At 59.5% G+C, this 23851-nt stretch carries 21 protein-coding genes; 10 read left to right on the forward strand and 11 right to left on the reverse strand.

Annotation, left to right across the window (positions count from 1 at the left end; translation table 11 throughout):
- The first annotated feature begins 12 nt into the window (after positions 1-12).
- The 8 genes from nuoI to ACA072_RS18300 all read left to right on the forward strand — a co-directional run bounded on the left by nuoI (position 13) and on the right by ACA072_RS18300 (position 8367).
- Complete coding sequence (gene nuoI, locus ACA072_RS18265; protein ID WP_007905075.1) at positions 13-558, forward strand: NADH-quinone oxidoreductase subunit NuoI; 546 nt, start codon at positions 13-15, stop codon at positions 556-558.
- A gap of 9 nt (positions 559-567) precedes the next feature.
- The gene (gene nuoJ / locus ACA072_RS18270) at positions 568-1071 is read left to right on the forward strand and encodes an NADH-quinone oxidoreductase subunit J (protein WP_348058466.1); all 504 of its coding nucleotides are present in this window, start codon (positions 568-570) and stop codon (positions 1069-1071) included.
- A 2-nt stretch (positions 1072-1073) separates the two neighbouring features.
- Positions 1074-1382, forward strand: coding sequence for an NADH-quinone oxidoreductase subunit NuoK (gene nuoK, locus ACA072_RS18275; protein ID WP_010458852.1), 309 nt, complete (start codon positions 1074-1076; stop codon positions 1380-1382).
- Positions 1379-3232 carry an NADH-quinone oxidoreductase subunit L gene (gene nuoL / locus ACA072_RS18280; RefSeq protein WP_497619622.1) on the forward strand — a complete coding sequence of 618 codons (1854 nt, stop codon included), beginning with the start codon at positions 1379-1381 and terminating at the stop codon, positions 3230-3232. The genes nuoK and nuoL overlap by 4 nt, the downstream gene beginning before the upstream one ends.
- Before the next feature lie 40 nt (positions 3233-3272).
- A complete protein-coding gene (gene nuoM, locus ACA072_RS18285; RefSeq protein ID WP_497619624.1) occupies positions 3273-4805 on the forward strand; it encodes an NADH-quinone oxidoreductase subunit M in 1533 nt (510 codons plus the stop codon).
- A 7-nt stretch (positions 4806-4812) separates the two neighbouring features.
- Positions 4813-6276, forward strand: coding sequence for an NADH-quinone oxidoreductase subunit NuoN (gene nuoN, locus ACA072_RS18290; protein WP_497619626.1), 1464 nt, complete (start codon positions 4813-4815; stop codon positions 6274-6276).
- Positions 6277-6548: 272 nt separating this feature from the next.
- Positions 6549-6863 (forward strand): helix-turn-helix domain-containing protein, encoded by a 315-nt coding sequence (locus tag ACA072_RS18295; RefSeq protein ID WP_094468064.1) that lies wholly within the window; start codon positions 6549-6551, stop codon positions 6861-6863.
- Between the two features lie 178 nt (positions 6864-7041).
- Positions 7042-8367 carry an OprD family porin gene (locus ACA072_RS18300; protein ID WP_497619628.1) on the forward strand — a complete coding sequence of 442 codons (1326 nt, stop codon included), beginning with the start codon at positions 7042-7044 and terminating at the stop codon, positions 8365-8367.
- A gap of 164 nt (positions 8368-8531) precedes the next feature.
- Here ACA072_RS18300 and ACA072_RS18305 read toward each other — a convergent pair whose 3' ends face one another.
- The 5 genes from ACA072_RS18305 to ACA072_RS18325 all read right to left on the reverse strand — a co-directional run bounded on the left by ACA072_RS18305 (position 8532) and on the right by ACA072_RS18325 (position 14922).
- A complete protein-coding gene (locus ACA072_RS18305; RefSeq protein ID WP_497619629.1) occupies positions 8532-8864 on the reverse strand; it encodes a DUF2790 domain-containing protein in 333 nt (110 codons plus the stop codon).
- Positions 8865-8942: 78 nt separating this feature from the next.
- Positions 8943-9143 (reverse strand): co-regulatory protein PtrA N-terminal domain-containing protein, encoded by a 201-nt coding sequence (locus ACA072_RS18310; RefSeq protein WP_461974906.1) that lies wholly within the window; start codon positions 9141-9143, stop codon positions 8943-8945.
- Positions 9144-9254: 111 nt separating this feature from the next.
- Positions 9255-12407, reverse strand: a complete 3153-nt coding sequence (locus tag ACA072_RS18315) for a CusA/CzcA family heavy metal efflux RND transporter (RefSeq protein ID WP_497619631.1) — start codon at positions 12405-12407, stop codon at positions 9255-9257.
- Between the two features lie 15 nt (positions 12408-12422).
- Entirely contained in the window at positions 12423-13616 is a 1194-nt protein-coding gene (locus ACA072_RS18320) for an efflux RND transporter periplasmic adaptor subunit (protein WP_497619633.1), read from the reverse strand.
- A gap of 49 nt (positions 13617-13665) precedes the next feature.
- Positions 13666-14922 (reverse strand): TolC family protein, encoded by a 1257-nt coding sequence (locus ACA072_RS18325; RefSeq protein WP_497619635.1) that lies wholly within the window; start codon positions 14920-14922, stop codon positions 13666-13668.
- A gap of 401 nt (positions 14923-15323) precedes the next feature.
- On the opposite strand from ACA072_RS18325, the gene ACA072_RS18330 reads away from it, so the two are divergent.
- The gene (locus ACA072_RS18330; protein WP_461974914.1) at positions 15324-15998 is read left to right on the forward strand and encodes a heavy metal response regulator transcription factor; all 675 of its coding nucleotides are present in this window, start codon (positions 15324-15326) and stop codon (positions 15996-15998) included.
- Positions 15995-17395 carry a heavy metal sensor histidine kinase gene (locus ACA072_RS18335; RefSeq protein WP_497619637.1) on the forward strand — a complete coding sequence of 467 codons (1401 nt, stop codon included), beginning with the start codon at positions 15995-15997 and terminating at the stop codon, positions 17393-17395. The genes ACA072_RS18330 and ACA072_RS18335 overlap by 4 nt, the downstream gene beginning before the upstream one ends.
- Before the next feature lie 105 nt (positions 17396-17500).
- On the opposite strand, the gene ACA072_RS18340 is transcribed toward ACA072_RS18335, so the two are convergent.
- The 6 genes from ACA072_RS18340 to ACA072_RS18365 are packed head-to-tail and all read right to left on the reverse strand — an operon-like array spanning position 17501 to position 23456.
- A complete protein-coding gene (locus tag ACA072_RS18340) occupies positions 17501-19243 on the reverse strand; it encodes an ABC transporter substrate-binding protein (RefSeq protein ID WP_497619638.1) in 1743 nt (580 codons plus the stop codon).
- Positions 19244-19291: 48 nt separating this feature from the next.
- On the reverse strand, positions 19292-19564 hold the full coding sequence (locus ACA072_RS18345; protein WP_109629387.1) for a DUF2160 domain-containing protein: 273 nt from the start codon (positions 19562-19564) through the stop codon (positions 19292-19294).
- A gap of 10 nt (positions 19565-19574) precedes the next feature.
- Entirely contained in the window at positions 19575-20375 is an 801-nt protein-coding gene (locus tag ACA072_RS18350) for a carbohydrate ABC transporter permease (RefSeq protein WP_131062347.1), read from the reverse strand.
- Positions 20376-20383: 8 nt separating this feature from the next.
- Positions 20384-21250, reverse strand: a complete 867-nt coding sequence (locus tag ACA072_RS18355) for a carbohydrate ABC transporter permease (RefSeq protein ID WP_403107760.1) — start codon at positions 21248-21250, stop codon at positions 20384-20386.
- Entirely contained in the window at positions 21247-22362 is a 1116-nt protein-coding gene (locus ACA072_RS18360) for an ABC transporter ATP-binding protein (RefSeq protein ID WP_497619639.1), read from the reverse strand. The genes ACA072_RS18355 and ACA072_RS18360 overlap by 4 nt, the downstream gene beginning before the upstream one ends.
- Complete coding sequence (locus tag ACA072_RS18365) at positions 22362-23456, reverse strand: ABC transporter ATP-binding protein (protein ID WP_497619640.1); 1095 nt, start codon at positions 23454-23456, stop codon at positions 22362-22364. Before ACA072_RS18365 ends, ACA072_RS18360 begins: the two co-directional genes overlap by 1 nt.
- Positions 23457-23851 lie beyond the last annotated feature (395 nt).

Below are 23851 nucleotides of genomic sequence, written 5' to 3' on the forward strand. Positions count from 1 at the left end.
GGATAGAGAATCATGAAGTACATTTTTGACATCGTGCATGGCTTCTTCACCCAGCTTCGCAGCCTGGTGATGATCTTCGGCCATGCCTTCCGCAAGCGCGACACGCTGCAGTACCCGGAAGAAGCCGTGTACCTGCCGCCGCGTTTTCGTGGGCGTATCGTCCTGACCCGCGACCCTGATGGTGAAGAGCGCTGTGTAGCCTGCAACCTGTGCGCCGTGGCGTGCCCGGTCGGCTGCATCTCGCTGCAGAAAGCTGAAACCGAAGACGGTCGCTGGTACCCGGACTTCTTCCGCATCAACTTCTCGCGCTGCATTTTCTGCGGCCTCTGCGAGGAAGCCTGCCCGACCACCGCGATCCAGCTGACACCGGATTTCGAGATGGCCGAGTTCAAACGTCAGGACCTGGTTTACGAGAAAGAAGATCTGCTGATCTCCGGCCCCGGCAAAAACCCTGATTACAACTTCTATCGTGTTGCAGGTATGGCGATTGCCGGGAAGCCCAAAGGCTCCGCGCAGAATGAAGCCCAGCCGATCAACGTGAAGAGCTTGCTGCCTTAAGGAAGAAAGATGGAATTCGCTTTCTATTTCGCATCGGGTATTGCTGTTGTGTCCACGCTTCGCGTGATCACCAACACCAACCCTGTGCACGCCCTGCTCTACCTGATCATTTCGCTGATCGCCGTGGCCATGACGTTCTTCGCCCTCGGCGCACCGTTTGCCGGTGTTCTGGAAGTGATCGCCTACGCTGGCGCCATCATGGTGCTGTTCGTGTTCGTGGTGATGATGCTGAACCTGGGCCCGGCCTCGGTTCAGCAAGAGCGCGTCTGGCTCAAGCCCGGCATCTGGCTCGGCCCGGTCGCCCTCGGCGCCCTGCTGCTGGTTGAACTGCTGTACGTGCTGTTCAGCCACTCCAGCGGTCAGGCCATCGGCCACACCACCGTAGACGCCAAGGCCGTGGGCATCAGCCTGTTCGGCCCTTATCTGCTGGTGGTCGAACTCGCCTCGATGCTGCTGCTTGCCGCAGCCGTCACGGCGTTCCACCTGGGCCGCAACGAAGCCAAGGAGCAATGACGATGCCTGCTATCCCTCTGGAGCATGGTCTGGCGGTCGCCGGCATCCTGTTCTGCCTCGGTCTGGTTGGCCTGATGGTCCGCCGCAACATTCTCTTCGTGCTGATGAGCCTGGAGATCATGATGAATGCCTCCGCCTTGGCCTTCATCGTCGCCGGTAGCCGCTGGGGTCAGCCGGATGGACAGATCATGTTCATCCTGGTGATCAGCCTGGCAGCCGCCGAGGCCAGTATTGGCCTGGCGATTCTGTTGCAGCTGTATCGCCGCTTCCACACTCTCGATATCGACGCTGCCAGCGAGATGCGCGGATGAATCTTCTCTATCTGACTTTCGTATTCCCTCTCATAGGTTTCCTGCTGCTGTCGTTCTCACGCGGCCGCTTTTCGGAAAACCTGTCGGCGCTGATTGGCGTCGGTTCCATCGGCCTGTCTGCCATCGTCACGGCTTACGTGATCTGGCAATTCAACGTCGCGCCACCTGAAGGCGGCCATTACACCCTGGTGTTGTGGCAGTGGATGGCGGTGGAAGGCTTCACGCCGAACTTCGCGCTGTACCTGGATGGTCTGTCCCTGACCATGCTCGGTGTGGTCGTCGGCGTCGGTTTCCTGATCCACCTGTTCGCGTCCTGGTACATGCGCGGTGAAGCCGGTTACTCGCGCTTCTTCGCCTACACCAACCTGTTTATCGCCAGCATGCTGTTCCTGGTCCTGGGCGATAACCTGTTGTTCCTGTACTTCGGTTGGGAAGGCGTGGGCCTGTGCTCGTACCTGTTGATCGGTTTCTACTACAGCAACCGCAACAACGGTAACGCGGCACTCAAAGCCTTTGTCGTGACCCGTATCGGTGACGTGTTCATGGCCATCGGCCTGTTCATCCTGTTCGCTCAACTGGGCACCCTGAATATCCAGGAACTGCTGGTGCTGGCCCCACAGAAATTCCAGGCTGGCGACTTCTGGATGGTCATGGCCACCCTGATGCTGCTGGGCGGCGCTGTCGGTAAATCCGCGCAACTGCCGCTGCAAACCTGGCTGGCGGATGCGATGGCCGGTCCTACTCCGGTTTCGGCACTGATCCACGCCGCGACCATGGTAACCGCCGGTGTCTACCTGATCGCCCGTACCCACGGCCTGTTTGCGTTGGCGCCGGACATCCTGCACCTCGTTGGCGTTGTTGGCGGTGTGACCCTGGTGCTGGCCGGTTTTGCCGCACTGGTACAGACCGACATCAAACGTATCCTCGCCTACTCGACCATGAGCCAGATCGGCTACATGTTCCTGGCGCTGGGCGTTGGTGCATGGAATGGCGCGATTTTCCACCTGATGACCCACGCCTTCTTCAAGGCGCTGCTGTTCCTTGCATCCGGTGCGGTGATCGTTGCCTGCCACCACGAGCAGAACATCTTCAAGATGGGTGGCCTGTGGAAGAAACTGCCACTGGCCTACGCCAGCTTCATCGTCGGCGGCGCGGCCTTGTCTGCCCTGCCACTGGTGACCGCAGGCTTCTACTCCAAGGACGAAATCCTCTGGGAAGCGTTCGCCAGCGGCAACCATGGTCTGCTGTACGCAGGTCTGGTCGGCGCGTTCATGACTTCGCTGTACACCTTCCGCCTGATCTTCATCGCGTTCCACGGTGAAGCGAAGACTGAAGCACACGCCGGTCACGGTATCGCTCACTGGCTGCCACTGTCGGTGCTGATCGTCCTGTCGACCTTCGTCGGCGCGATGATCGTTCCGCCGCTGCACGGTGTACTGCCACAAAGCGTCGGCCATGCCGGCGGCGAAGCCAAGCACAGTCTGGAAATCGCGTCGGGCGCCATCGCCCTGGCCGGTATCCTGCTGGCCGCGCTGCTGTTCCTCGGCAAGCGTCGTTTCGTCACTGCAATCGCCAACAGCGGCATCGGCCGCTTCCTTTCGGCCTGGTGGTTCGCTGCCTGGGGCTTCGACTGGATCTACGACAAACTGTTCGTCAAGCCATACCTTGCGATCAGCCACGCACTGCGCAGAGACCCGCTCGACCAGACCATCGGTCTGATCCCGCGTATGGCCAAAGGCGGCCACACCGCCCTGAGCCGTACCGAAACCGGTCAACTGCGTTGGTACGCGGCCTCGATGGCAGCCGGCTCCGTGCTGGTCATCGGCGCCATCGTGCTGGTAGCGGTCTGAATATGAACCTTGCGAACTTGCGAAAGGAATTGAGCCCGTCATGATTCTGCCTTGGCTAATCCTGATCCCCTTCATCGGCGGCCTGCTGTGCTGGATGGGCGAGCGCTTCGGCGCCACCCTCCCCCGCTGGATTGCGCTGTTGACCATGACCCTGGAACTCGCGCTCGGCCTCTGGCTGTGGGCCCACGGTAATTATTCATTTGCTCCGGCGCCCGGCGCCGATCCGACCTGGGCGCTTGAGTTCAAGCACATCTGGATCGAGCGCTTCGGCATCAGCGTGCACCTGGCCCTCGACGGCCTGTCGCTGTTGATGATCCTGCTGACCGGTCTGCTGGGTATCCTCTCGGTACTCTGCTCGTGGAAAGAGATCCAGCGTCACGTTGGCTTCTTCCACTTGAACCTGATGTGGATCCTGGGCGGTGTCGTCGGCGTGTTCCTCGCCCTCGACCTGTTCATGTTCTTCTTCTTCTGGGAAATGATGCTGGTGCCGATGTACTTCCTCATCGCGCTCTGGGGTCACAGTTCTTCGGACGGCAAGAAAACCCGGATCTACGCGGCGACCAAGTTCTTCATCTTCACTCAGGCGTCCGGCCTGATCATGTTGGTGGCGATCCTGGGCCTGGTACTGGTCAACTTCAACAGCACCGGCGTGATCACGTTCAACTACGCCGACCTGCTGAAAACCAAGATGTCGCTCACTACCGAGTACATCCTGATGCTCGGCTTCTTCATCGCTTTCGCGGTGAAGCTGCCGGTCGTGCCGTTCCACTCCTGGTTGCCTGACGCTCACGCCCAGGCGCCAACAGCAGGTTCGGTCGACCTGGCCGGTATCTTGTTGAAGACTGCTGCTTACGGTCTGCTGCGTTTCGCCCTGCCGCTGTTCCCGAATGCCTCGGCCGAGTTTGCGCCGATCGCCATGACCCTGGGTCTGATCGGGATCTTCTACGGTGCGTTCCTGGCCTTTGCTCAAACCGACATCAAGCGTCTGATTGCCTACTCTTCCGTTTCCCACATGGGCTTCGTGTTGATCGGCATCTACTCCGGCAGCCAGCTGGCGCTGCAGGGTGCAGTAATGCAAATGCTGGCGCACGGTCTGTCGGCCGCGGCACTCTTTATCCTCAGCGGTCAGCTGTACGAGCGCACCCACACCCGCGACATGCGTGAAATGGGTGGCCTGTGGTCGAAGATCGCTTACCTGCCGGCCATCAGCCTGTTCTTTGCCGCCGCGTCCCTGGGCTTGCCGGGCACCGGTAACTTCGTCGGTGAGTTCCTGATCCTGATCGGCTCGTTCCCGAGCGCTCCATGGATCACCATCATCGCGACGTCCGGCCTGGTGTTCGGTTCGGTCTACTCGCTGATCATGATCCACCGCGCCTACTTCGGCCCGTCCAAGTCGGACGCGGTGTTGCATGGCATGGATGGTCGCGAACTGATCATGGTGGTCGGTCTGGCGGCACTGCTGATTTACATCGGCGTGTACCCGCAACCGTTCCTCGACACCTCTGCCGCGACGATGCATGGCGTGCAGCAGTGGCTCGGTACCGCCTTCACTCAACTCGCTTCGGCCCGGTAAGAGCGCTATGGAATTCACGACTCAACACTTTATCGCGCTTGCGCCGTTGTTGATCACCAGCGCCACGATCATCGTGGTGATGCTGGCGATTGCCTGGCGCCGCAACCACTCGCAGACCTTCCTGATTTCCGTGGCGGGTCTGAACCTGGCGTTGCTGTCGATCCTGCCAGCCCTGAAAGTCGCGCCTCTGGCCGTGACTCCGTTGCTGCAGATCGACACCTTCGCCTGTCTGTACATGGCGCTGATCCTGGTCGCCACCCTCGCCTGTGTCACCCTCGCCCACGCCTACCTCGGCGATGGCGGTTCGGGTTACCCGGGCAACCGTGAAGAACTTTACCTGCTGATCCTGATGGCCGCCGCCGGTGGCCTGGTACTGGTCAGCGCGCAGCACCTGGCCGGGTTGTTCATCGGTCTGGAACTGCTCTCGGTACCGGTCTACGGTCTGGTGGCTTATGCCTTCTTCAACAAGCGCTCGCTGGAAGCCGGTATCAAGTACATGGTGCTGTCGGCCGCCGGTTCCGCGTTCCTGCTGTTCGGTATGGCCCTGCTCTACGCCGACTCCGGCAGCCTGAGCTTCGTCGGTATCGGCCAGGCACTGGCGGCTACGGGTCTGCCAAGCTCCCTGGCGCAACTGGGCCTGGGCATGATGCTGATCGGCCTGGCATTCAAGCTGTCGCTGGTACCGTTCCACCTCTGGACCCCGGACGTTTACGAAGGTGCTCCGGCACCGGTGGCGGCGTTCCTGGCCACCGCGTCGAAAGTGGCTGTGTTTGCAGTGATGGTGCGTCTGTTCCAGATTTCGCCGGCGGCAAGCAGCGGTGTCCTGAGCGACGTACTGACCATCATCGCCATTGCGTCGATCCTGTTCGGTAACCTGCTGGCCCTGACCCAGAGCAACCTCAAGCGTCTGCTGGGTTACTCGTCCATCGCTCACTTCGGTTACCTGCTGATCGCCCTGGTGGCGAGCAAGGGTCTGGCCGTGGAAGCCATCGGCGTGTACCTGGTCACCTACGTGATCACCAGCCTCGGCGCGTTCGGTGTGATCACCCTGATGTCCTCGCCGTACAACGGCCGTGACGCAGATGCCCTGTACGAATACCGCGGCCTGTTCTGGCGCCGTCCGTACCTGACCGCCGTACTGACCGTAATGATGCTGTCCCTGGCCGGTATCCCGCTGACCGCGGGCTTCATCGGCAAGTTCTACATCATCGCTACCGGTGTCGAGTCGCACCAATGGTGGCTGGTCGGTTCCCTGGTACTGGGCAGCGCCATCGGCGTCTTCTACTACCTGCGCGTGATGGTCACCCTGTACCTGATCGAGCCGAACCTGCGTCGCCACGATGCGCAACTGCATTGGGAACAGAAGGCAGGCGGCGTGATGCTGCTGGCCATCGCAATGGTGGCATTCTTCCTTGGCGTCTACCCACAACCGTTACTGGTTCTGGTTCAGCAGGCAGGGTTGGCGGGTTGATCGCCTGAAGCGAAATCCGGTAGAAAACAGAAACGGCACCTTCGGGTGCCGTTTTTGCGTTTGTGGGATTTGTTACTGCCGCCCTCCCCCCTCCTTCTGTAATTCCCGAAAGCTCTCGCGGGATTGTCAGGTGCGTCCTACAGCCAGAATTCGGTCATTGGGTTTAGTCTTGAATGATCCGCAGGATGGAAAAATCGAGGCAAGAGCGAACAATGAAACGCGAAGAAGCGCGCGGACAGCACCCAATAGAGCAACCGATACGAGATTGCCGTATGAAACGTGACATTTTTTCCGAACTGATGGATGGCCTCGAAGCCCTGGCGGATGAGCGCCAAGGCAAAATCACTTTGCGAACCCATAAGGTTCAGTTGCCAAAACTGGTGCCCATCACTGCCGAGGAAGTGGTAGCCATCCGCCAACAACTCAACCTCTCCCGGTCCGTGTTCGCCATGTATCTGCGCACCAACACCCGAACCCTTGAGAACTGGGAACAGGGACGGGCAATACCCAATGCCCAGGCCACGACACTGATCCGTCTGGTCGAGCGTTTTCCGCAGACCATCGAACAGCTCGCGGCGCTGACTTGAGTCGCCGCGCGCTGTACCCCCACAAATGACGAAATTGTAATAGCCCCATCACCTTGGCGTTATCCGCAGATTGCAACGATGTCACCCGGCGACCACGCGGGTGGGCTCTGCCCTCCCGCCGAACAATAAAACCCACGCCGAAGAACGTTCCAGTTCTGCCGATCCCAAGGAGTGTTTGATGGTTAACAATACAAAAATGTCGATGGCGGCTTTAGCCGTGGTGGTCGGTTCGGGGCCGACCCTGGTGTTTGCGGAAGAAAAAGCCGAGGGGTTTATCGAGGGCAGCAGCCTGACGCTGCTCAACCGCAACTACTACTTCAATCGTGATCACCGTGACGGTCAGTCCAGTCCCACCGGCAACGGTTATTCCGAAGCCTGGGCGCACGCCATCATCAGCAGGTTTGAATCCGGGTTTACGCAAGGCACAGTCGGGGTGGGTGTCGATGCGTTTGCGATGATCGGGTTGAAGCTTGATACCGGTGACGGCCGCAACGGAGGCCGCAGTTCGTTCGACGTACTGCCGGTCAACAGTGAAGGTCAGGCACGGGACGAATACACCAAGGTCGGGGGCGCCGCGAAAGTGCGGGCCTTTGATACGGTAGTTAAAGTGGGTGATGTCTTTCCCTCCAATCCGGTCGTCGCGGCGGGTGACTCCAGGCTGCTGCCGGAAAGCTTCAGGGGTGTCACGGCCACCAATACCAGTGTCGAAGGTCTGTCACTACAGGGCGGTCGCCTGCATGCGATGAGCCAACCGGTTTCCAGCGACATGCGCGAAAACTTCGCGACATTCTACGCGGGCCCGGTCAATTCGCCGTGGATTGGCTACTTCGGTGGCGACTACGCACTCAACAACAACCTCAGCTTCAGTCTGTATTCCAGCCGCCTCAAGGATGCCTGGAATCAATACTACGCAGGCAGCGCGTGGACGTACCCGCTGTCGGATGACCTGTCATTGTTTGGGGGCCTGAACTACTACAAGGCTGTCGACGAAGGCAAACAGTTGCTTGGCAAATTCGACAACAATATCTGGAGCGGCCGCGTCGGGGTGAAACTCGGCGCGCACTCCGTGGCCCTCTCGCACCAGCGCAACAACGGCAATGACGACTTCGATTATCTGCGCCAATCGGATTCGATCTTCCTCGACAACTCCATCCAGTACAGCGACTTCAACTCGCCCAAGGAACGTTCATGGATGGTGCGTTACGACCTCGACATGACGACCTATGGCGTGCCGGGATTATCGTTCATGACCCGTTACGCCCGTGGCACCGACGCCGACTATTCCAACGCCAACGCCGTGTACATGCGCCGCGATGCCGAGGGCAACCCGCTAACCGACCAGAAACGCTGGGAGCGCGACATCGAAGTCAAATACGTGGTCCAGACCGGCTCTCTGAAAGATCTGTCATTGCGCCTGCGTCAGGCCAATACCCGCGCCACAGCGTTCGAGTCGGACCTGGATGAAGTGCGAGTGATTGTCGAATACCCGCTGGCCATTCTCTGACTTTGCTGTTGATGCACATTCACCTTTAGAAGCTCCTTGCTCCTTTGGTAAAAGGTGAATCCTTTGGCGTCCTTCGGGGCGCCTTTTTTATGACCCCGCCAAACAACCCCAATAAAAAACCCGACTCATTCAACATGAACCGGGCTAATGGACTCTCACATTGCTCAACCACCGCGCTGACGGCAATCCCCCGCCACGCTGTACTTGATCGTGTTCAGTTGCCCCTGTGAATCCTCATAAGTCATGGCGGTGGGCACCACAGCACATGCCACTGCCGGGCGCACAACGCTCACCACCTTCACCACATCAAGTTTCATCCCGTATTCATAGTCTTTAACCACTGGCGCGCGCTTGCCCCGGTCGGCGGCGTATTGCTCCATGGCTGTGGTGTTGGCACTCAGCATCCTCTCGAACGTCTTGTCACCGCCTCCTTCAGCAAGCACGTTCAGGGACAGGGTTATCACTGCGCAGAACACCATCGACTTGATCAACTTCATAGCCTTTACCCTCAAAACAGACTCATAAAAAAGCCCATCATCAGCACTCGATGACGGGCTTGTTCAACTGCGGCACGCTTACAAGTCTTGGGTTTTGTCGTCCTTTTTTTCATTCACGACGACGGGATCACGCGCCTGCTCCTTGGCGACAAACAGCTCCACCGAACGGTCATTGGACGCCATCATTTTTTTGAAGGTTCTGTCACCGCCACCTTCTGCCATGGTCAGAGATGACATCAGCAACGCCGCTGTAAACATGCTCAATTGTGCAAATTTCATTGTTGATTCCTCGGTTAATTAACTAACGGAATCAGGTTAACAATCCGAACCTATCGCCACGGTGGCGGGGAAATTACATATCCGTTATGTGGCACAAAACCTGTTGGAGAACTATGTAGCGGGTATTACATCCTCTTCACGGCGATGCGCCAACTGATACAGCGCAGGCAATATCAGCAGCGTCAGAATCGTCGAGGACAGAATCCCGCCAATCACCACCGTCGCCAACGGCCGCTGCACTTCCGCCCCCGTGCCGGTCGCCAAAGCCATGGGAATGAAGCCCAGCGATGCTACCAGCGCCGTCATCAACACCGGGCGCAATCGCGTTAGCGCTCCTTCGTTGATCGCATCACTGAGTGAACGCCCCTCCTCCCGCAAATTGCGGATGAACGCGATCATCACCAACCCGTTGAGCACCGCTACCCCCGACAGCGCGATAAAACCGACACCCGCCGAAATCGACAGCGGAATATCCCGCAACCACAACGCCATGACGCCGCCAGTCAACGCAAACGGAATCCCGGTGAATACCAGCAAGCCGTCCTTCAGGTTGTTGAACATCATGAACAGCAGCCCGAACACCAGCAACAAAGCCACCGGCACCACAATCTGCAAGCGTTTGGCCGCCGACTGCAATTGCTCGAACTGCCCGCCCCAGTTGGTCCAGTAACCCGCCGGAACCTGAACATCGCGCTCGATCACCTCACCGGCCTCTTTAACGAAAGAGCCAATATCCCGCCCACGCACGTTGGCGCTGACGATCACCAGCCGTTTGCCGTTTTCACGGCTGACCTGATTCGGCCCGAGTACCAGATCAAGGCTGGCGACCTCCTTGAGGGCAATGAAGCCAATCTGATCGGCAGCGCCATTCAGCGGCGCCGGCACCGGAATCAACAGCGCAGACAAGCCTTCGATGTCCTTGCGCATGGCATCGGACAGACGCACGACCATGTCGAAACGCCGGTCACCCTCATACAACGTCCCGGCCTGACGCCCGCCCACCGCCACGGCAATGGTGTCCTGCACATCGCCGACGTTGAGCCCGTAACGCGCAGCCTTGTCGCGATCGATGTTGATGGTCAGCACCGGCAGCCCGGTGGTTTGCTCGACCTTCACTTCGGAGGCGCCGGTGACCTTCTGCATGGCGGCGGCAATCTTCGCCGCCGTGGCGTTTAGCACGTCCATGTCATCGCCGAACACCTTGACCGCCACATCGCTGCGCACGCCGGAGATCAGTTCGTTGAAGCGCAACTGGATCGGCTGCGAGAGTTCATAGTTGCTGCCCGGCAGCGTCGCGGCGGCGGCTTGCAGTTCGGCCATCAGGGTTTCACGAGACTTGCCCGGGTCCGGCCACTGCTCCTTGGGCTTAAGCATCACGTAGCTGTCGGAGATGTTTGGCGGCATCGGATCGGAAGCGATTTCGGCGGTGCCGGTGCGGGCGAAGACACGCTCGACTTCCGGCACTTTGGCGAGGATCAGGGTTTCCAGTCGCTGCTGCATGTCCACCGATTGCGTGAGGCTGGTACCCGGCACGCGCAAGGCTTGCAGGGCGAAATCACCCTCACTGAGGCTGGGTACAAACTCGCGGCCCAAGCGGCTGGTGACCACGCCACTGAGCACGATCACGCCCAACGCAGCGCCCACGGCTACCGCCCGATGGGACATCACCCAGGTCAGCGCCGGTGCGTAGACCTTGCGAGCACCGCGCATGACCACGCCCTCTTCTTCCTTGACCTTGCCGGTGACGAACAGCGCAATCGCCGCGGGCACAAAAGTCACCGACAACAGCATGGCACCGAGCAATGCGATAACCACGGTGAATGCCATCGGGTGGAACATTTTCCCTTCGACACCGCTCAGGGCGAAGATCGGCAGGTACACGACCATGATGATCAACTGGCCGAAAATCAGTGGCCGCCGCGCCTCTTTCGCCGCCGCAAACACTTCATGGAAGCGCTCGGAGCGGGTCAGCAAGCGCCCGTGATGCTGCTGCGCGTGGGCCAATCGGCGCAGGGTGTTTTCGACGATCACCACCGCGCCATCGACGATGATGCCGAAGTCGAGCGCGCCGAGGCTCATCAGGTTGGCGCTGACCTTGTTGCTGAACATGCCGGTGAAAGTGAACAGCATCGACAGCGGAATCACCATCGCGGTAATCAGCGCCGCACGGATGTTGCCGAGGAACAGGAACAAAATCGCGATCACCAGAATCGCACCTTCCACGAGGTTTTTCTTCACCGTGGCGATGGCTTTATCGACCAGGTGCGTGCGGTCGTAAACCGGCACGGCAATCACGCCCTCGGGCAAGGATTTGTTGATCTGCTCAAGTTTGCTGGCGACGGCCTGGGACACGGTGCGGCTGTTCTCGCCGATCAGCATGAACACCGTGCCAAGAACCACTTCGCGACCGTTTTCGGTGGCCGCGCCGCTGCGCAGTTCACGGCCGATGTCCACGGTAGCGACGTTCTTGATACGGATCGGCGTGCCATCGACATTGGCCATGACGATGTTGGCTATGTCGTCGGTGCTCGCCACTTGACCCGGCGCACGGATCAGCAATTGCTCGCCGCTGCGCTCGATGTAACCGGCACCGACATTGGCGTTGTTGCGCTCCAGCGCAGTGATCAGATCAGTGAGGGTCAGCTTGTACGCCGCCAGCCGTTTCAGGTCTGGCGCAATCTGATATTCCTTGGCAAAACCACCGATGGTGTTGATCTCGGCGACACCTGGCACGTTGCGCAATTGCGCCTTGATGATCCAGTCCTGGATCACTCGCAGATCGGTCGGCGTGTAGGGCGTGCCATCGTCCTTCAGCGCGCCCTCCTTCGCCTCTACCGTCCACAGGAAAATCTCCCCGAGCCCGGTAGAAATCGGCCCCATGACCGCTTCGGCGCCTTCGGGCAATTGCTCCTTGGCGATCTGCAAGCGTTCGTTGACCAATTGCCGGGCGAAGAACAGATCGGTGCCGTCCTTGAAGATCACCGTAACCTGCGACAGCCCCGAACGCGACAGAGAGCGGGTCTGCTCCAGCGCCGGTAAACCGGCCATGGCGGTTTCAATCGGGAAGGTGATGCGTTGCTCGGTTTCCAGCGGCGAGAACCCGGCAGCCCCGGTGTTGATTTGTACCTGGACGTTGGTGATGTCGGGCACGGCGTCGATCGGCAGCTTTTGATAACTGGCGATGCCGAGGCCGGCCATGAGCAGAACGGCGAGCAGCACGATGATGCGCTGCTCGATGGCAAACTGGATCAGGCGTTCGAACATGGGGACCTTCCGGGATCAATGAGAGTGCTCGGCTGAGGCCTTGCCCAGTTCCGATTTGAGAACGAAGCTGCCGGCCGCAGCGACTTGCACGCCAGGTTCGAGCCCTTGTGTGATTTCCACCTGGCCTGAGGCACGACTGCCCAGCTCCACCGCTTGCGCCTTGAAGCCGTCGTCGGTGCGCACGAATACCGTGGGTTTGTCCTCGACGGTCTGGATTGCGGTTTCCGGGACGGCGACGCTGGCCTCACGGCTGTCTGTGGCGACCAGCGCAGTGACGAACAATCCCGGACGCCACGAACCTTGCGGGTTTTCCAGGGTGACGCGAACGGTTGCCGTGCGCGTTTGTTCACCGAGCAAACTGCCGACGTAAGCCACAGTGCCGGCGACTTCGGCGTTCAGTTCCGCCGCGCTGACGGTGACCGGTTTGCCCACCTGCACCTTGTTCAGGTCCTTGGGCGAAACGCCGAATGTCACCCACACCCGGGACAAATCCGAGAGCGTAAACGCGTTGCTGGTTTCGTCGACCACCTCCCCCGGCGTCAGGTGTTTTTCCACCACCACGCCGTCGAACGGTGCACGCAACTCATAACGATTGCCGCCAGTGGCAACCATGCTGCCGCTGAGCACGCTGATTTTCTGTCGCGCATTGTTCAGGGCGATTTCAGCCTCTTCCAGTGCCTGACGCGCCTGGAGGAAATCCTGTTCGGCGGAGATTTTGTCCTGCCACAGTTTCTTCTCGCGTTCGTAGGTGGTGCGCGCCAAGGTCAGGCGACGCTGTGCGGCAGCCTGTTCGCTGCGCTGATCGGAGATCTGCTGACTGGCGATCACCGCCAGCAACTGGCCCTTCTTCACCGACTGCCCGAGATTGACCGGCACCGACTCGACCACGCCGGGGACGCGCGGCACCACGTGCGCGGTGCGGTCTTCGTCAAAGCGCACTTCGCCGGGGAACGGCAATCCGAGGCTTATGTTCTGCGCCCGCGCTTCAGCCAGTTGAATGCCCGCCGCGGTGATCTGTTCGGCGCTCAGTTCCAAGTGCCCTTCTTCTGTATGTTCACCGTCGGCTGCTGCGCCTTCTTCAGCGTGATCGGCGTGTTCCGCCGCTTCATTGGCATGAGCGTCGATGGACGCACTGCCCGGCCACATCGAGCCAATTCCAATGCCCAGCGCCAACGTCGCCGCAGCAACAACGATCAGTTTTTTTTCCATGGAAACTCCTCTGCGTCAGGCCATCGCGCAGTGATCAAAAAGATGAAATTCAGGGGATGACGGCGAGGTCGCCGAAAATGCGTTCGATGCGTACACGGGCGTCCGTTGCTTCGCTGACGGCCTGGATGTACTGGCTGCGGGCGCTGATGAGGGTGCGCTGGGCGTCGAGCACGTCGAGGAAACCGAACTTGCCCATTTCGAAGCCGCGCGTGGCGCTGTCCACAGCGCTTTGCGCGGCGGGCAGAATGGTCTGATCGAACGCCTGGACTTCGCCGTTGGCGGTCTGCCACTGCGCCACAGTGGTCTGGATTTCCGTGCGCAAACGCAGCTCGGTGGCGTTGCGCAGATCCCGCGCCTGATCGCTGCGTCGCGCTGCCGCCAGCACGTTGCCCTGATTGCGGTTGAACAGCGGAATCGGCATCGACAGGCCGACCACGTTGACCCGCTCGCGCTCGGTTTCGCTGTATTGGCTGCCGATGCTGACGGTGAGATCGGGAATACGCTGGGACTTTTCCAGCCCTAAAGATGCCTCGCGCTGGTCGATCTGCAACGTGGCCAGACGCAACTCGGCGGTCTCATTCAGGCGTTCAAGCAAGCGCGTGGGCGGCGGCACGGCAGGCATGTTTTGCGCGGCCGTCTGCACCGTGGTCGAGGTTGGCAGCGGCGCGCCCATGACCTGCGCCAATTGCTGGTAGGCGTTGGCCTGATCGCGCTCGGCACGGCTCAGTTCAAGGCGCACTTCGGAAAGTTGCACCTGCGCTCGCGTGCCTTCGACCGGCGACGATTTGCCGGCGTCGATACGCCCCTTCGCCACCCGCAAACCGTGTTCGGCCAGCGCTATAGATTGGCGGGACAACTGCAAGCGTTGCTGCGCCGTCTGGGCACTGTTGAACGCCTGAATCACATCGGCGCGCAAGGCATTGCGCTTGCGCTCCAGCTCGATCCCGGCGGCATCCTGCGCACGGCTGGCGACGTCGATCCGCGCCCCGCGTTTGCCGCCCAGTTCTATCGGCTGGCTGAGCATCACCGTGGTGGTGCGTGAGTTGCGCCGGGTGTCTTCGGCCTCCCACGACACTTCGGGGTTTGGCATCAGACCAGCCTGTTTGCGATCACCCTCGGCGATTCCGATTTCCCACTGCGCGGCAGCCAGATCCGGGTTGCCGGAGAAGGCTGTTTGCAAGGCTTGGTCGAGGGTCAGGGTCGAGGCTTGCGCAAGACCCGCACCGGCCAGCAACGCCATGCTGCTGGCGATTAAAAACCGCTTTTTCAGGCGTGATCGCGCCGTCAGTTCTATTAAACCGGGCAAGGGAGGAGTTCCTTTTTAAATAATGCCGCCACGGTAGGGTTTTGAACTTATCGACAAGGTGACTGGAACATTACAAATCCGTTATCCACGGTGACGGAAGTTGTTTTGCTCTAGGATGCCAAGTGCAAATGGCATTACCGCAACACATGGAAACAAATACACGGTAGTTATCCGCTGAACAGCACTTGCCTGAATCAAAGTCATGGGAATTTCAGCTTTCTGCTGCGACAGGCTGTCGCGGACAGCCTATTTAAAGGCCTCATCCATTGACTCTGTAGTTACTTCAGCCTTTACCGTGCATGCCACTCAGTTATTGAATCCAGTCCGGAAGCCCTTACAAAAACAACAACTTTCCCGACCACCTTAATTAAATATCCATTAAATAAAAGTGGTGATAAATCATGCGAATCCTTGTCGTCGAGGACGAGCTTAAAACTGCCGAATACTTGCATCAGGGTCTGACGGAAAGTGGTTATATCGTCGACCACGCGGCAACCGGTGCCGATGGTTTGCATCTGGCGCAACAGCAGGCGTATGACGTGGTGATTCTGGACGTCAACCTGCCGGAACTGGATGGCTGGGGCGTGCTGGAACAGCTGCGGCGCACCCACTCGACACGGGTGATGATGCTCACCGCACGCGGGCGTCTGGCCGACAAGATTCGCGGCCTGGATCTGGGTGCCGATGACTATCTGGTGAAGCCGTTCGAGTTCCCGGAGTTGTTGGCACGAGTGCGCACGTTGATGCGGCGCAGCGAAAACATCCCGGTGCCGCAGGTACTCAAAGTCGCCGACCTGGAACTCGATCCCGGCCGTCATCGCGCCTTTCGGGGCGAGCAGCGCATCGACCTGACCACCAAGGAATTCGCCCTGCTGCATCTGCTGATGCGCCAGTCCGGCGAGGTGCTGACCCGCACGCAGATCATTTCGCTGGTGTGGGACATGAATTTCGACTGCGACACCAACGTGGTCGAAGTGTCGATCCGTCGATTGCGGGCGAAGATCGACGACCCGTTCGACAGCAAGTTGATCCACACCCTGCGCGGTGTCGGCTATGTGCTGGAGGCACGGGAATGAAGCCGGCCAGCCTGTCGATGCGCCTGGGTCTGACGGTGAGTATTCTCGGCGCACTGTTGGTGGTGTTTCTGGCGATCCTTGCGTATTTCGCCCTGACCCATGAGCTGAATGCGCTGTCCCGGGACAGCCTGGAAAAGAAGATGGCCCAGGTCGAGCACAGCCTGTCGCTGTACGTCGATGCCAATGAAGTCAGTGGCAAGCCGCACATCCTGCTCGATCAGGTCATGGGTCATGACAACCTGACGCTGACGATTTATGACCGCTCGAACCTGCGCTCGCCACTGCTTAAATCCGGCTTGGGCCTGACTGATACACGGGTTGAACTGAAAGCCGTGCGAGCCACCAACGATCAGTTGAGCTACTCCGACAACACCGACGCTGAAGGCAAGAAATTCCTCACGGCCTCGAAGTCGATTCGTCTCAAGGACGGCAGTAGCGTGCCGGTGTTGCTATCGATGGATAACGCCCACGATCAGGCGCTGCTCAGCGCTTACCTGCGCTCGACGCTGATTGCCTTGCCGTTGCTGCTGATCTTCATCGGTCTCAGTGCCTGGGGCGCGGTGCAGCGCGGGCTGGCGCCGATGCGCGAGTTTCGCAAAGTGGCGGCGATGGTCTCGACCCAGGATCTCGACCATCGGCTGTCGGTGGTGAATATGCCGCAGGAACTGAGCGAACTGGCGCACGGCATCAACTTCATGCTGCATCGGCTTGATGCCGGGGTGCAGCAGTTGTCGCAGTTCTCCGATGACCTGGCGCATGAGCTGCGCACGCCGATCAATAACCTCATGGGCAAGGCACAGGTGACGTTATCCCGCGAACGTACGACCGAGGAGTACAAAGAGGTTCTGGTGTCGTGCACCGAAGAGCTGGAGCGTGTGGCACGGATTGTCTCGGACATGCTGTTTCTCGCCCAGGTCAGCCACCCTTCGGCCCTGGCGCCGTTCGAGTCGATTGCGCTGGAGGAGGAAGCGCTGAAAGTCGTGGATTTGTTTTCACTGTCGGCACAGGACAAGCAGATCCATTTGACGGTGCTGGGGAACGCGCAGGTATTGGGCGACCGGTTGATGATTCAACGGGCGATTTCGAATTTGCTGTCCAACGCACTGCGCCACTGCCCGAGCGGGAAAACGGTGACGTTGTTGATTGAGCAAGGCGCACATCAGGCTTCGCTGCTGGTGAGCAATCCCGGCGCGGGGATTGAAGCGCAACACTTGCCGTATCTGTTCGACCGTTTCTATCGCGTCGACAGCAGCCGCTCGCGCTCGCAGGGCAGCACCGGGCTGGGCCTGGCGATTGTGCGCTCGATCATGTGCCTGCATCAGGGGGTAGCGGAGGTCAAGAGCTTGCCAGGGGCGGTGACGGTGTTCCGGTTGGGGTTTCCAGCGATTAATGTGTAAGCACCCCTGAAACCTGTGGGAGTGAGCCTGCTCGCGATAGCAGTGGATCAGGCACAAACAAAAACGGCACCTTTCGGTGCCGTTCGCCTTTCTCGGTACAGAAGCTTACTTGCGTGCGTCCGCCCACGACTTCAACAGCTCGTTGTAGTTCACGGTTTCACCCTTGGGCTTCTCGTTCGCCAGTTTTGGCTTCGGTGCACCCGGCTGATCAAACCAGTACTGAGCATCCCGCTCCGGATTCATTTTCGGTGCGCAGGTGGCTTGCGCCTTCGAGCGTTCCAGACGCGCCATGATCGCGTCCTGATCCTTGGCCAGGCCATCCAGCGCCTGTTGCGGAGTCTTCTCGCCGCTGGCCGCTTCCGCGATGTGGCTCCACCACAGTTGTGCCAACCGTGGATAGTCCGGCACGTTGGTCCCGGTCGGGGTCCATTGCACGCGGGCCGGGCTGCGATAGAACTCGACCAGGCCACCGAGTTTCGGTGCCAGGTCGGTCATGGCTTGCGAGTTGATGTCCGACTCACGAATCGGCGTCAGGCCGACGATGGTTTTCTTCAGCGAGACGGTTTTCGATGTCACGAATTGCGCATAGAGCCAGGCCGCCAGTTTCTGCTTCTCAGGCGTGGACTTCATGAACGTCCAGGAACCCACGTCCTGATAGCCCAGCTTCATGCCCTCCTCCCAATACGGGCCGCGGGGTGATGGCGCCATGCGCCATTTCGGCGTGCCGTCGGCATTCATTACCGGCAGGCCCGGTTTGGTCATGTCGGCGGTGAACGCGGTGTACCAGAAGATCTGCTGGGCGATGTTGCCCTGGGACGGCACCGGGCCCGATTCAGAGAACGTCATGCCCGCTGCTTCCGGTGGCGCGTAGGCCTTGAGCCAGTCGACGTATTTCTGCGTCGCGAAGACCGCCGCCGGGCCGTTGGTGTCGCCGCCACGGGTCACGCTGGAACCGACCGGGTGGCAATCCTCGACACGGATGCCCCACTCGTCCACCGGCAAACCGTTGGGAATGCCTTTGTCGCCGGCACCGGCCATGGAGAACCAGGCATCGGTAAAGCGCCAGCCGAGGGACGGGTCTTTTTTGCCGTAGTCCATGTGCCCGTAGACACGCTTGCCGTCGATCTCCTTGACGTCTTCACTGAAGAACTTGGCGATGTCTTCATAGGCCGACCAGTTCACCGGCACGCCCAATTCGTAGCCGTACTTTTCCTTGAACTTGGCTTTGAGCTCAGGCCGTTCGAACCAGTCGGCGCGGAACCAGTACAAGTTGGCGAACTGCTGGTCAGGCAATTGGTAGATCTTGCCGTCCGGCGCGGTGGTGAACGAGATGCCGATGAAGTCCTTGAGGTCCAGGGTCGGCGAGGTGAAGTTCTTGCCTTCGTTGGCCATCAGGTCGGTGATCGATTCGGTCTTGCCGTAGCGAAAGTGCGTACCGATCAGGTCCGAGTCGTTGACCCAGCCGTCATAGATGTTCTTGTCCGATTGCATCTGGGTTTGCAGCTTTTCCACCACGTCGCCTTCCTGCAGCAAGTCGTGGGTCAGCTTGATCCCGGTGATTTCGGTGAAGGCTTTGGCCAGCGTTTTGGATTCATATTCGTGGGTCGCGATAGTTTCCGAAACCACCTTGATGCTCATCCCGCGAAACGGCTCGGCGGCCTTGATGAACCACTTCAGCTCTTCGAGCTGCTGCTCTGGTGTGAGGGTGGATGGTTTGAACTCGCTGCCAATCCATTTCTTGGCGGCGTCCTCATAGGCATCGGCCCAGGCCGAAGCGCTCAAACCGCTGAGTGCCAGCATGGCTGCCAATGAAATGCTATGTCGCAGCTTATTGTTTTTGTCGAACATAGAGACCTCCTGTTTGGTTTTCGGAGCAACATTGCCGATCGATTTCGACTAGCCCCAACGCATCACAGCCAACAGCCACACCAGGGACAACGCGAACGCAACCCAGATGCTCCAGTCGGTGACGCCGATTACCAGCAAATGCAGGTAGGCGCTGCCGAGAAGACCGATAAACAGCCGATCGCCACGGGTGGTGGCAATCGGCAAGAAACCACGCCGAGGGACACTCGGCGAACGTAATTCCCAGGTCGTCATGCCCGCCAGAATCAGGCCAATGGCGATGAAGAACGCCGCCGTGGGGACAGTCCAGCTCATCCATTCCATCATCAGCTCCTCAGACCCGGCCCAGGGCAAAGCCCTTGGCCACATGGTTACGAACAAACCAGATCACCAGCATGCCTGGCAGGATGGTCAACACCCCCGCCGCCGCCAGCACGCCCCAGTCGATGCCGGACGCCGAGACCGTTCGGGTCATTACCGCCGCAATCGGTTTGGCGTTCACCGATGTCAGCGTCCGTGCCAGCAGCAGTTCGACCCAGGAAAACATGAAGCAGAAGAACGCCGTGACGCCGATCCCGGAGCCGATCAGCGGGACAAAAATCTTCACGAAGAACTTGGGAAAACTGTAGCCGTCAATGTAGGCGGTTTCGTCGATTTCTTTTGGAACGCCAGACATGAAGCCTTCGAGAATCCACACCGCCAACGGCACGTTAAACAGACAGTGAGCCAGCGCCACCGCGATGTGCGTGTCGAACAATCCAATCGAGGAATACAGCTGGAAGAACGGCAACAGGAACACTGCCGGCGGTGCCATGCGGTTAGTCAGCAGCCAGAAAAACAGGTGCTTGTCACCGAGAAAGCGGTAGCGCGAGAAGGCGTACGCCGCCGGCAATGCCACGCTCAGGGAAATGATCGTGTTCAGGCTCACGTAGTACAGCGAGTTGAGGTAACCGGTGTACCAGGCCGGATCGGTGAAGATCACTTTGTAATTGGCGAAGGTGAAATCTTGCGGGAACAACGTCAGGCCGCTGAGGATTTCGGTGTTGCTTTTGAAGGACATGTTCAGCAGCCAGTAGATCGGCACCAGCAGGAACAGGATGTAGATCAGCAACGGGATCAGCTTTCTTTTACTCATGGCAGACCTCAGCGGTTGGCGTCAGAGTGAGTCATGGCGGTATAGAACAGCCAGGACACCAACAGGATGATCAGGAAGTACACCAGCGAGAAAGCCGCCGCGGGGCCGAGGTCGAACTGCCCGATGGCCATTTGCGTCAGGGTCTGGCTGAGGAAAGTCGTGGCATTCCCCGGCCCCCCACCCGTGAGCACGAACGGCTCGGTGTAGATCATGAAACTGTCCATGAACCGCAGCATCACCGCGATCAGCAGCACGCTCTTGAGCTTGGGCAGCTGGATATGTCGGAAAACCGCCCAGGCCGATGCCCGATCAATCCGCGCCGCCTGGTAGTACACGTCTGGAATCGCCCGTAATCCAGAGAAGCACAACAGCGCCACCAGCGACGTCCAGTGCCAGACGTCCATCACCAGCACGGTGACCCAGGCGTCCATGGTGTTCGCCGCATAGTTGTAGTTAATGCCCATGGCTTTGAGGCTGGCACCGAGCAGGCCGATGTCGGCCCGACCGAAAATCTGCCAGATCGTCCCGACCACGTTCCACGGGATCAGCAACGGAATCGCCAGAATGATCAACACCAGCGACGACCAGCGACCCTTGGTCGGCATGGTCAGCGCAATGGCGATACCCAGCGGGATTTCGATCAGCAATACACAGGCGGAATAGATGAATTGCCGCAGCAGCGAGTCGTGCAGGCGTGGATCGAGCAGCACCTGCTTGTACCAGTCGGCGCCGACGAAATAGCGGCTGGACTGGTCGAAGATGTCCTGCACCGAGTAGTTAACCACGGTCATCATCGGGATCACCGCGCTGAACGCCACCAGCAGAAACACCGGCAGGACCAGCCACCAGGCCTTGTTGTTCTGCACCTTGTTCATGGCTGCACCCCATTATTGGCTTGCGCTTCCAGCAGATAATCGTCGGCATAGACCATCAACCACTGTGCCGGGAAGCTGATGTAGGCAGTTCCTTCAGGCACCGGCTTGTCTTCAGCCAGGCGAACTTTCAACGGGGCGCCGTCGAGGTTCAGGGTCATGATCTTGTAGGTGCCGAGGTCTTCGACGTGTATGACCTTTGCCTGCATCGCGTCATCGAATGGCTCGTCCCACACATGGACGAACTCGGGACGGATGCCGACCTTCAGGGTTTTCCATTCCGACTCGGCGATGCGTTGCTGTTGCGCGTCGGACAAAGGCAGGTGCGTCGACGCAAACCCGACGCCGCCCGGTTGCGGCTGCACCTCGATCAGGTTCATCCCCGGACTGCCGATAAAATAGCCGACAAACGTGTGGCTAGGCCGCTCGAACAACTCGCGCGGGGTGCCGAATTGCACGATCTGCCCGCCGTACATCACCGCAATCTTGTCGGCGAAAGTCGAAGCCTCCAGCTGATCGTGGGTGACGTAGACCATGGTGATGTTGAACTGCTCGTGGATCTGCTTGAGCTTGCGGCGCAGTTTCCACTTCAGGTGTGGGTCGATCACGGTCAAAGGTTCATCAAACAGGATCGCCGAGACGTCGTCGCGTACCAGCCCACGACCCATGGAAACTTTCTGTTTTTCATCGGCGGTGAGGTTGCGCGCCTTTTTGCTCAGCAACGCCTGAAGGTCGAGGACTTCGGCGATTTCCTGCACCTTGCTGTGAATTTTCGCCTCGGCCATACCCTGATTGCGCAGAGGGAAGGCCAGGTTGTCGAACACCGTCATGGTGTCGTAGACCACCGGGAACTGGAAAACCTGGGCAATGTTGCGCTTCTCCGGCGTCAGGTCGTTGACCGCTTTGCCATCGAACAGGACATGGCCCTGAGACGGGCTGAGCAACCCGGAAATGATGTTGAGCAACGTCGACTTGCCGCAGCCCGAAGGCCCGAGCAAGGCATAAGCACCGCCCTGCTCCCAGACGTGGTCCATCTCGCGGATCGCGTAATCCTCGGGGCCGGTCGGCGTGCTGGTGTAGCTGTGGGCGAGGTTCTGCAAACGGATTTCGGCCATCAGGCAACCCTCGCGATGCGGCGACCGGGCGCCTGGACCAGCCGCCCCTGCGCATCGAACACAAACAGTTTATGGGTCGGGATGTAAATGCGGATCGGCGCATCGACGTCGTATTCATGGACGCCGGGCAAGTGCAGCACCAGCAGAAAATGCTCGTTGCGCACGTGCAGGAAGGTTTCCGAACCGCTGATCTCGGCCACCTCGACGGTCACCGCGAGTTCGAGGTCATCGTCGTTGCTCGGCACCAGCGAGATATGGCTCGGGCGCACACCAAAGCGGAACTCGCCCTCGCCGACCGGGCGCAAATCAACGTTCAACGGAAAGTGCACGAAATTGGCGAAGCTCACTTCGTTACCGGCGATGCGGCCCGGCATCAGGTTGATCGGCGGTTCGGAAAACAATTCGGCGGCCAGCACGGTTTGTGGCTGGTGATAGACCTCCGAGGACTTGCCGCTCTGTATCACCCGGCCTTCGTGAAGAATGGTGGTGGTGCCGCCCAGAGCCAGCGCTTCGTTGGGCTCGGTGGTGGCGTAGATGGCGATGGTGTGCCGCGCCTTGAACAGCTCGCGCATTTCCTGACGCAGCTCTTCGCGCAACTTGTAGTCGAGGTTCACCAGCGGCTCGTCGAACAGGATCAGCTCGGCATCCTTGACCAGCGCGCGGGCCATCGCAGTGCGCTGTTGCTGGCCACCCGAAAGCTCCAGCGGATAGCGCTGGAGGAATTTCTCGATGCGCAGCATTTTGGCGGTTTCCAGCACTTTGCTCTGGATCAGCTCATTGGAGACACCGCCCTGGCGCAGAGGCGAGGCGATGTTGTCGAAGACCGTCATGGTCGGGTAGTTGATGAACTGCTGATAGACCATCGACACGTTGCGCAAACGCACCGGGCGCTGCGTGACGTCGACACCGTTCATCAGGATGCGGCCGCTGTCGGGCTTGTCCAGGCCGGCCATCAGGCGCATGAGGCTGGTTTTGCCGGACAGCGTGCGCCCGAGCAAAACGTTGAAGGATCCGGGTTCGAAACTCAGGCACGCATCGTCGATCCAGGTCTGGCCCTCGACGGTGCGGCTGACGTGCTCCAGGGTTAATGACATGGCTCGGCCTTTTTTATTATTTGGAGTCAAGCGACCGGAGCAGTAGAGCGAGTTTCATGCCAGAAATTGCAAGCTGTTGATCTGGTTTGGAAATCCTTCAAAGGAAAGAAAAACCGCGTTCGTTGCTGAACAGAAATGAACAACCGCGACTGAACAACTGAACAATCCAGCCGTTGACAATGAACAATAGTGAACAACACTCTACGGAGGGTTTTGCGACACGATTATTCTGATCCCCCGCGGTCGTGTAGCAGCTGGCGCAGCCTGCGTTCGGCGACGCAGTCGTCGTAAAACCTGTACACGCGGTGATCCTGATACACCGCGGAGCCTGATTTCACGACGACTGCGTCGCCGAACGCAGGCTTCGCCAGCTGCTACAAAGATCGCGTCAGACA

Source organism: Pseudomonas sp. LBUM1656 (assembly GCF_059716065.1).

Coding starts and splice junctions, on each gene's coding strand:
- nuoI (WP_007905075.1), top strand. CDS start 13: ATGAAGTACATTTTTGACATCGTGCATGGCTTCTTCACCCAGCTTCGC.
- nuoJ (WP_348058466.1), top strand. CDS start 568: ATGGAATTCGCTTTCTATTTCGCATCGGGTATTGCTGTTGTGTCCACG.
- nuoK (WP_010458852.1), top strand. CDS start 1,074: ATGCCTGCTATCCCTCTGGAGCATGGTCTGGCGGTCGCCGGCATCCTG.
- nuoL (WP_497619622.1), top strand. CDS start 1,379: ATGAATCTTCTCTATCTGACTTTCGTATTCCCTCTCATAGGTTTCCTG.
- nuoM (WP_497619624.1), top strand. CDS start 3,273: ATGATTCTGCCTTGGCTAATCCTGATCCCCTTCATCGGCGGCCTGCTG.
- nuoN (WP_497619626.1), top strand. CDS start 4,813: ATGGAATTCACGACTCAACACTTTATCGCGCTTGCGCCGTTGTTGATC.
- ACA072_RS18295 (WP_094468064.1), top strand. CDS start 6,549: ATGAAACGTGACATTTTTTCCGAACTGATGGATGGCCTCGAAGCCCTG.
- ACA072_RS18300 (WP_497619628.1), top strand. CDS start 7,042: ATGGTTAACAATACAAAAATGTCGATGGCGGCTTTAGCCGTGGTGGTC.
- ACA072_RS18305 (WP_497619629.1), bottom strand. CDS start 8,864: ATGAAGTTGATCAAGTCGATGGTGTTCTGCGCAGTGATAACCCTGTCC.
- ACA072_RS18310 (WP_461974906.1), bottom strand. CDS start 9,143: ATGAAATTTGCACAATTGAGCATGTTTACAGCGGCGTTGCTGATGTCA.
- ACA072_RS18315 (WP_497619631.1), bottom strand. CDS start 12,407: ATGTTCGAACGCCTGATCCAGTTTGCCATCGAGCAGCGCATCATCGTG.
- ACA072_RS18320 (WP_497619633.1), bottom strand. CDS start 13,616: ATGGAAAAAAAACTGATCGTTGTTGCTGCGGCGACGTTGGCGCTGGGC.
- ACA072_RS18330 (WP_461974914.1), top strand. CDS start 15,324: ATGCGAATCCTTGTCGTCGAGGACGAGCTTAAAACTGCCGAATACTTG.
- ACA072_RS18335 (WP_497619637.1), top strand. CDS start 15,995: ATGAAGCCGGCCAGCCTGTCGATGCGCCTGGGTCTGACGGTGAGTATT.
- ACA072_RS18340 (WP_497619638.1), bottom strand. CDS start 19,243: ATGTTCGACAAAAACAATAAGCTGCGACATAGCATTTCATTGGCAGCC.
- ACA072_RS18345 (WP_109629387.1), bottom strand. CDS start 19,564: ATGGAATGGATGAGCTGGACTGTCCCCACGGCGGCGTTCTTCATCGCC.
- ACA072_RS18350 (WP_131062347.1), bottom strand. CDS start 20,375: ATGAGTAAAAGAAAGCTGATCCCGTTGCTGATCTACATCCTGTTCCTG.
- ACA072_RS18355 (WP_403107760.1), bottom strand. CDS start 21,250: ATGAACAAGGTGCAGAACAACAAGGCCTGGTGGCTGGTCCTGCCGGTG.
- ACA072_RS18360 (WP_497619639.1), bottom strand. CDS start 22,362: ATGGCCGAAATCCGTTTGCAGAACCTCGCCCACAGCTACACCAGCACG.
- ACA072_RS18365 (WP_497619640.1), bottom strand. CDS start 23,456: ATGTCATTAACCCTGGAGCACGTCAGCCGCACCGTCGAGGGCCAGACC.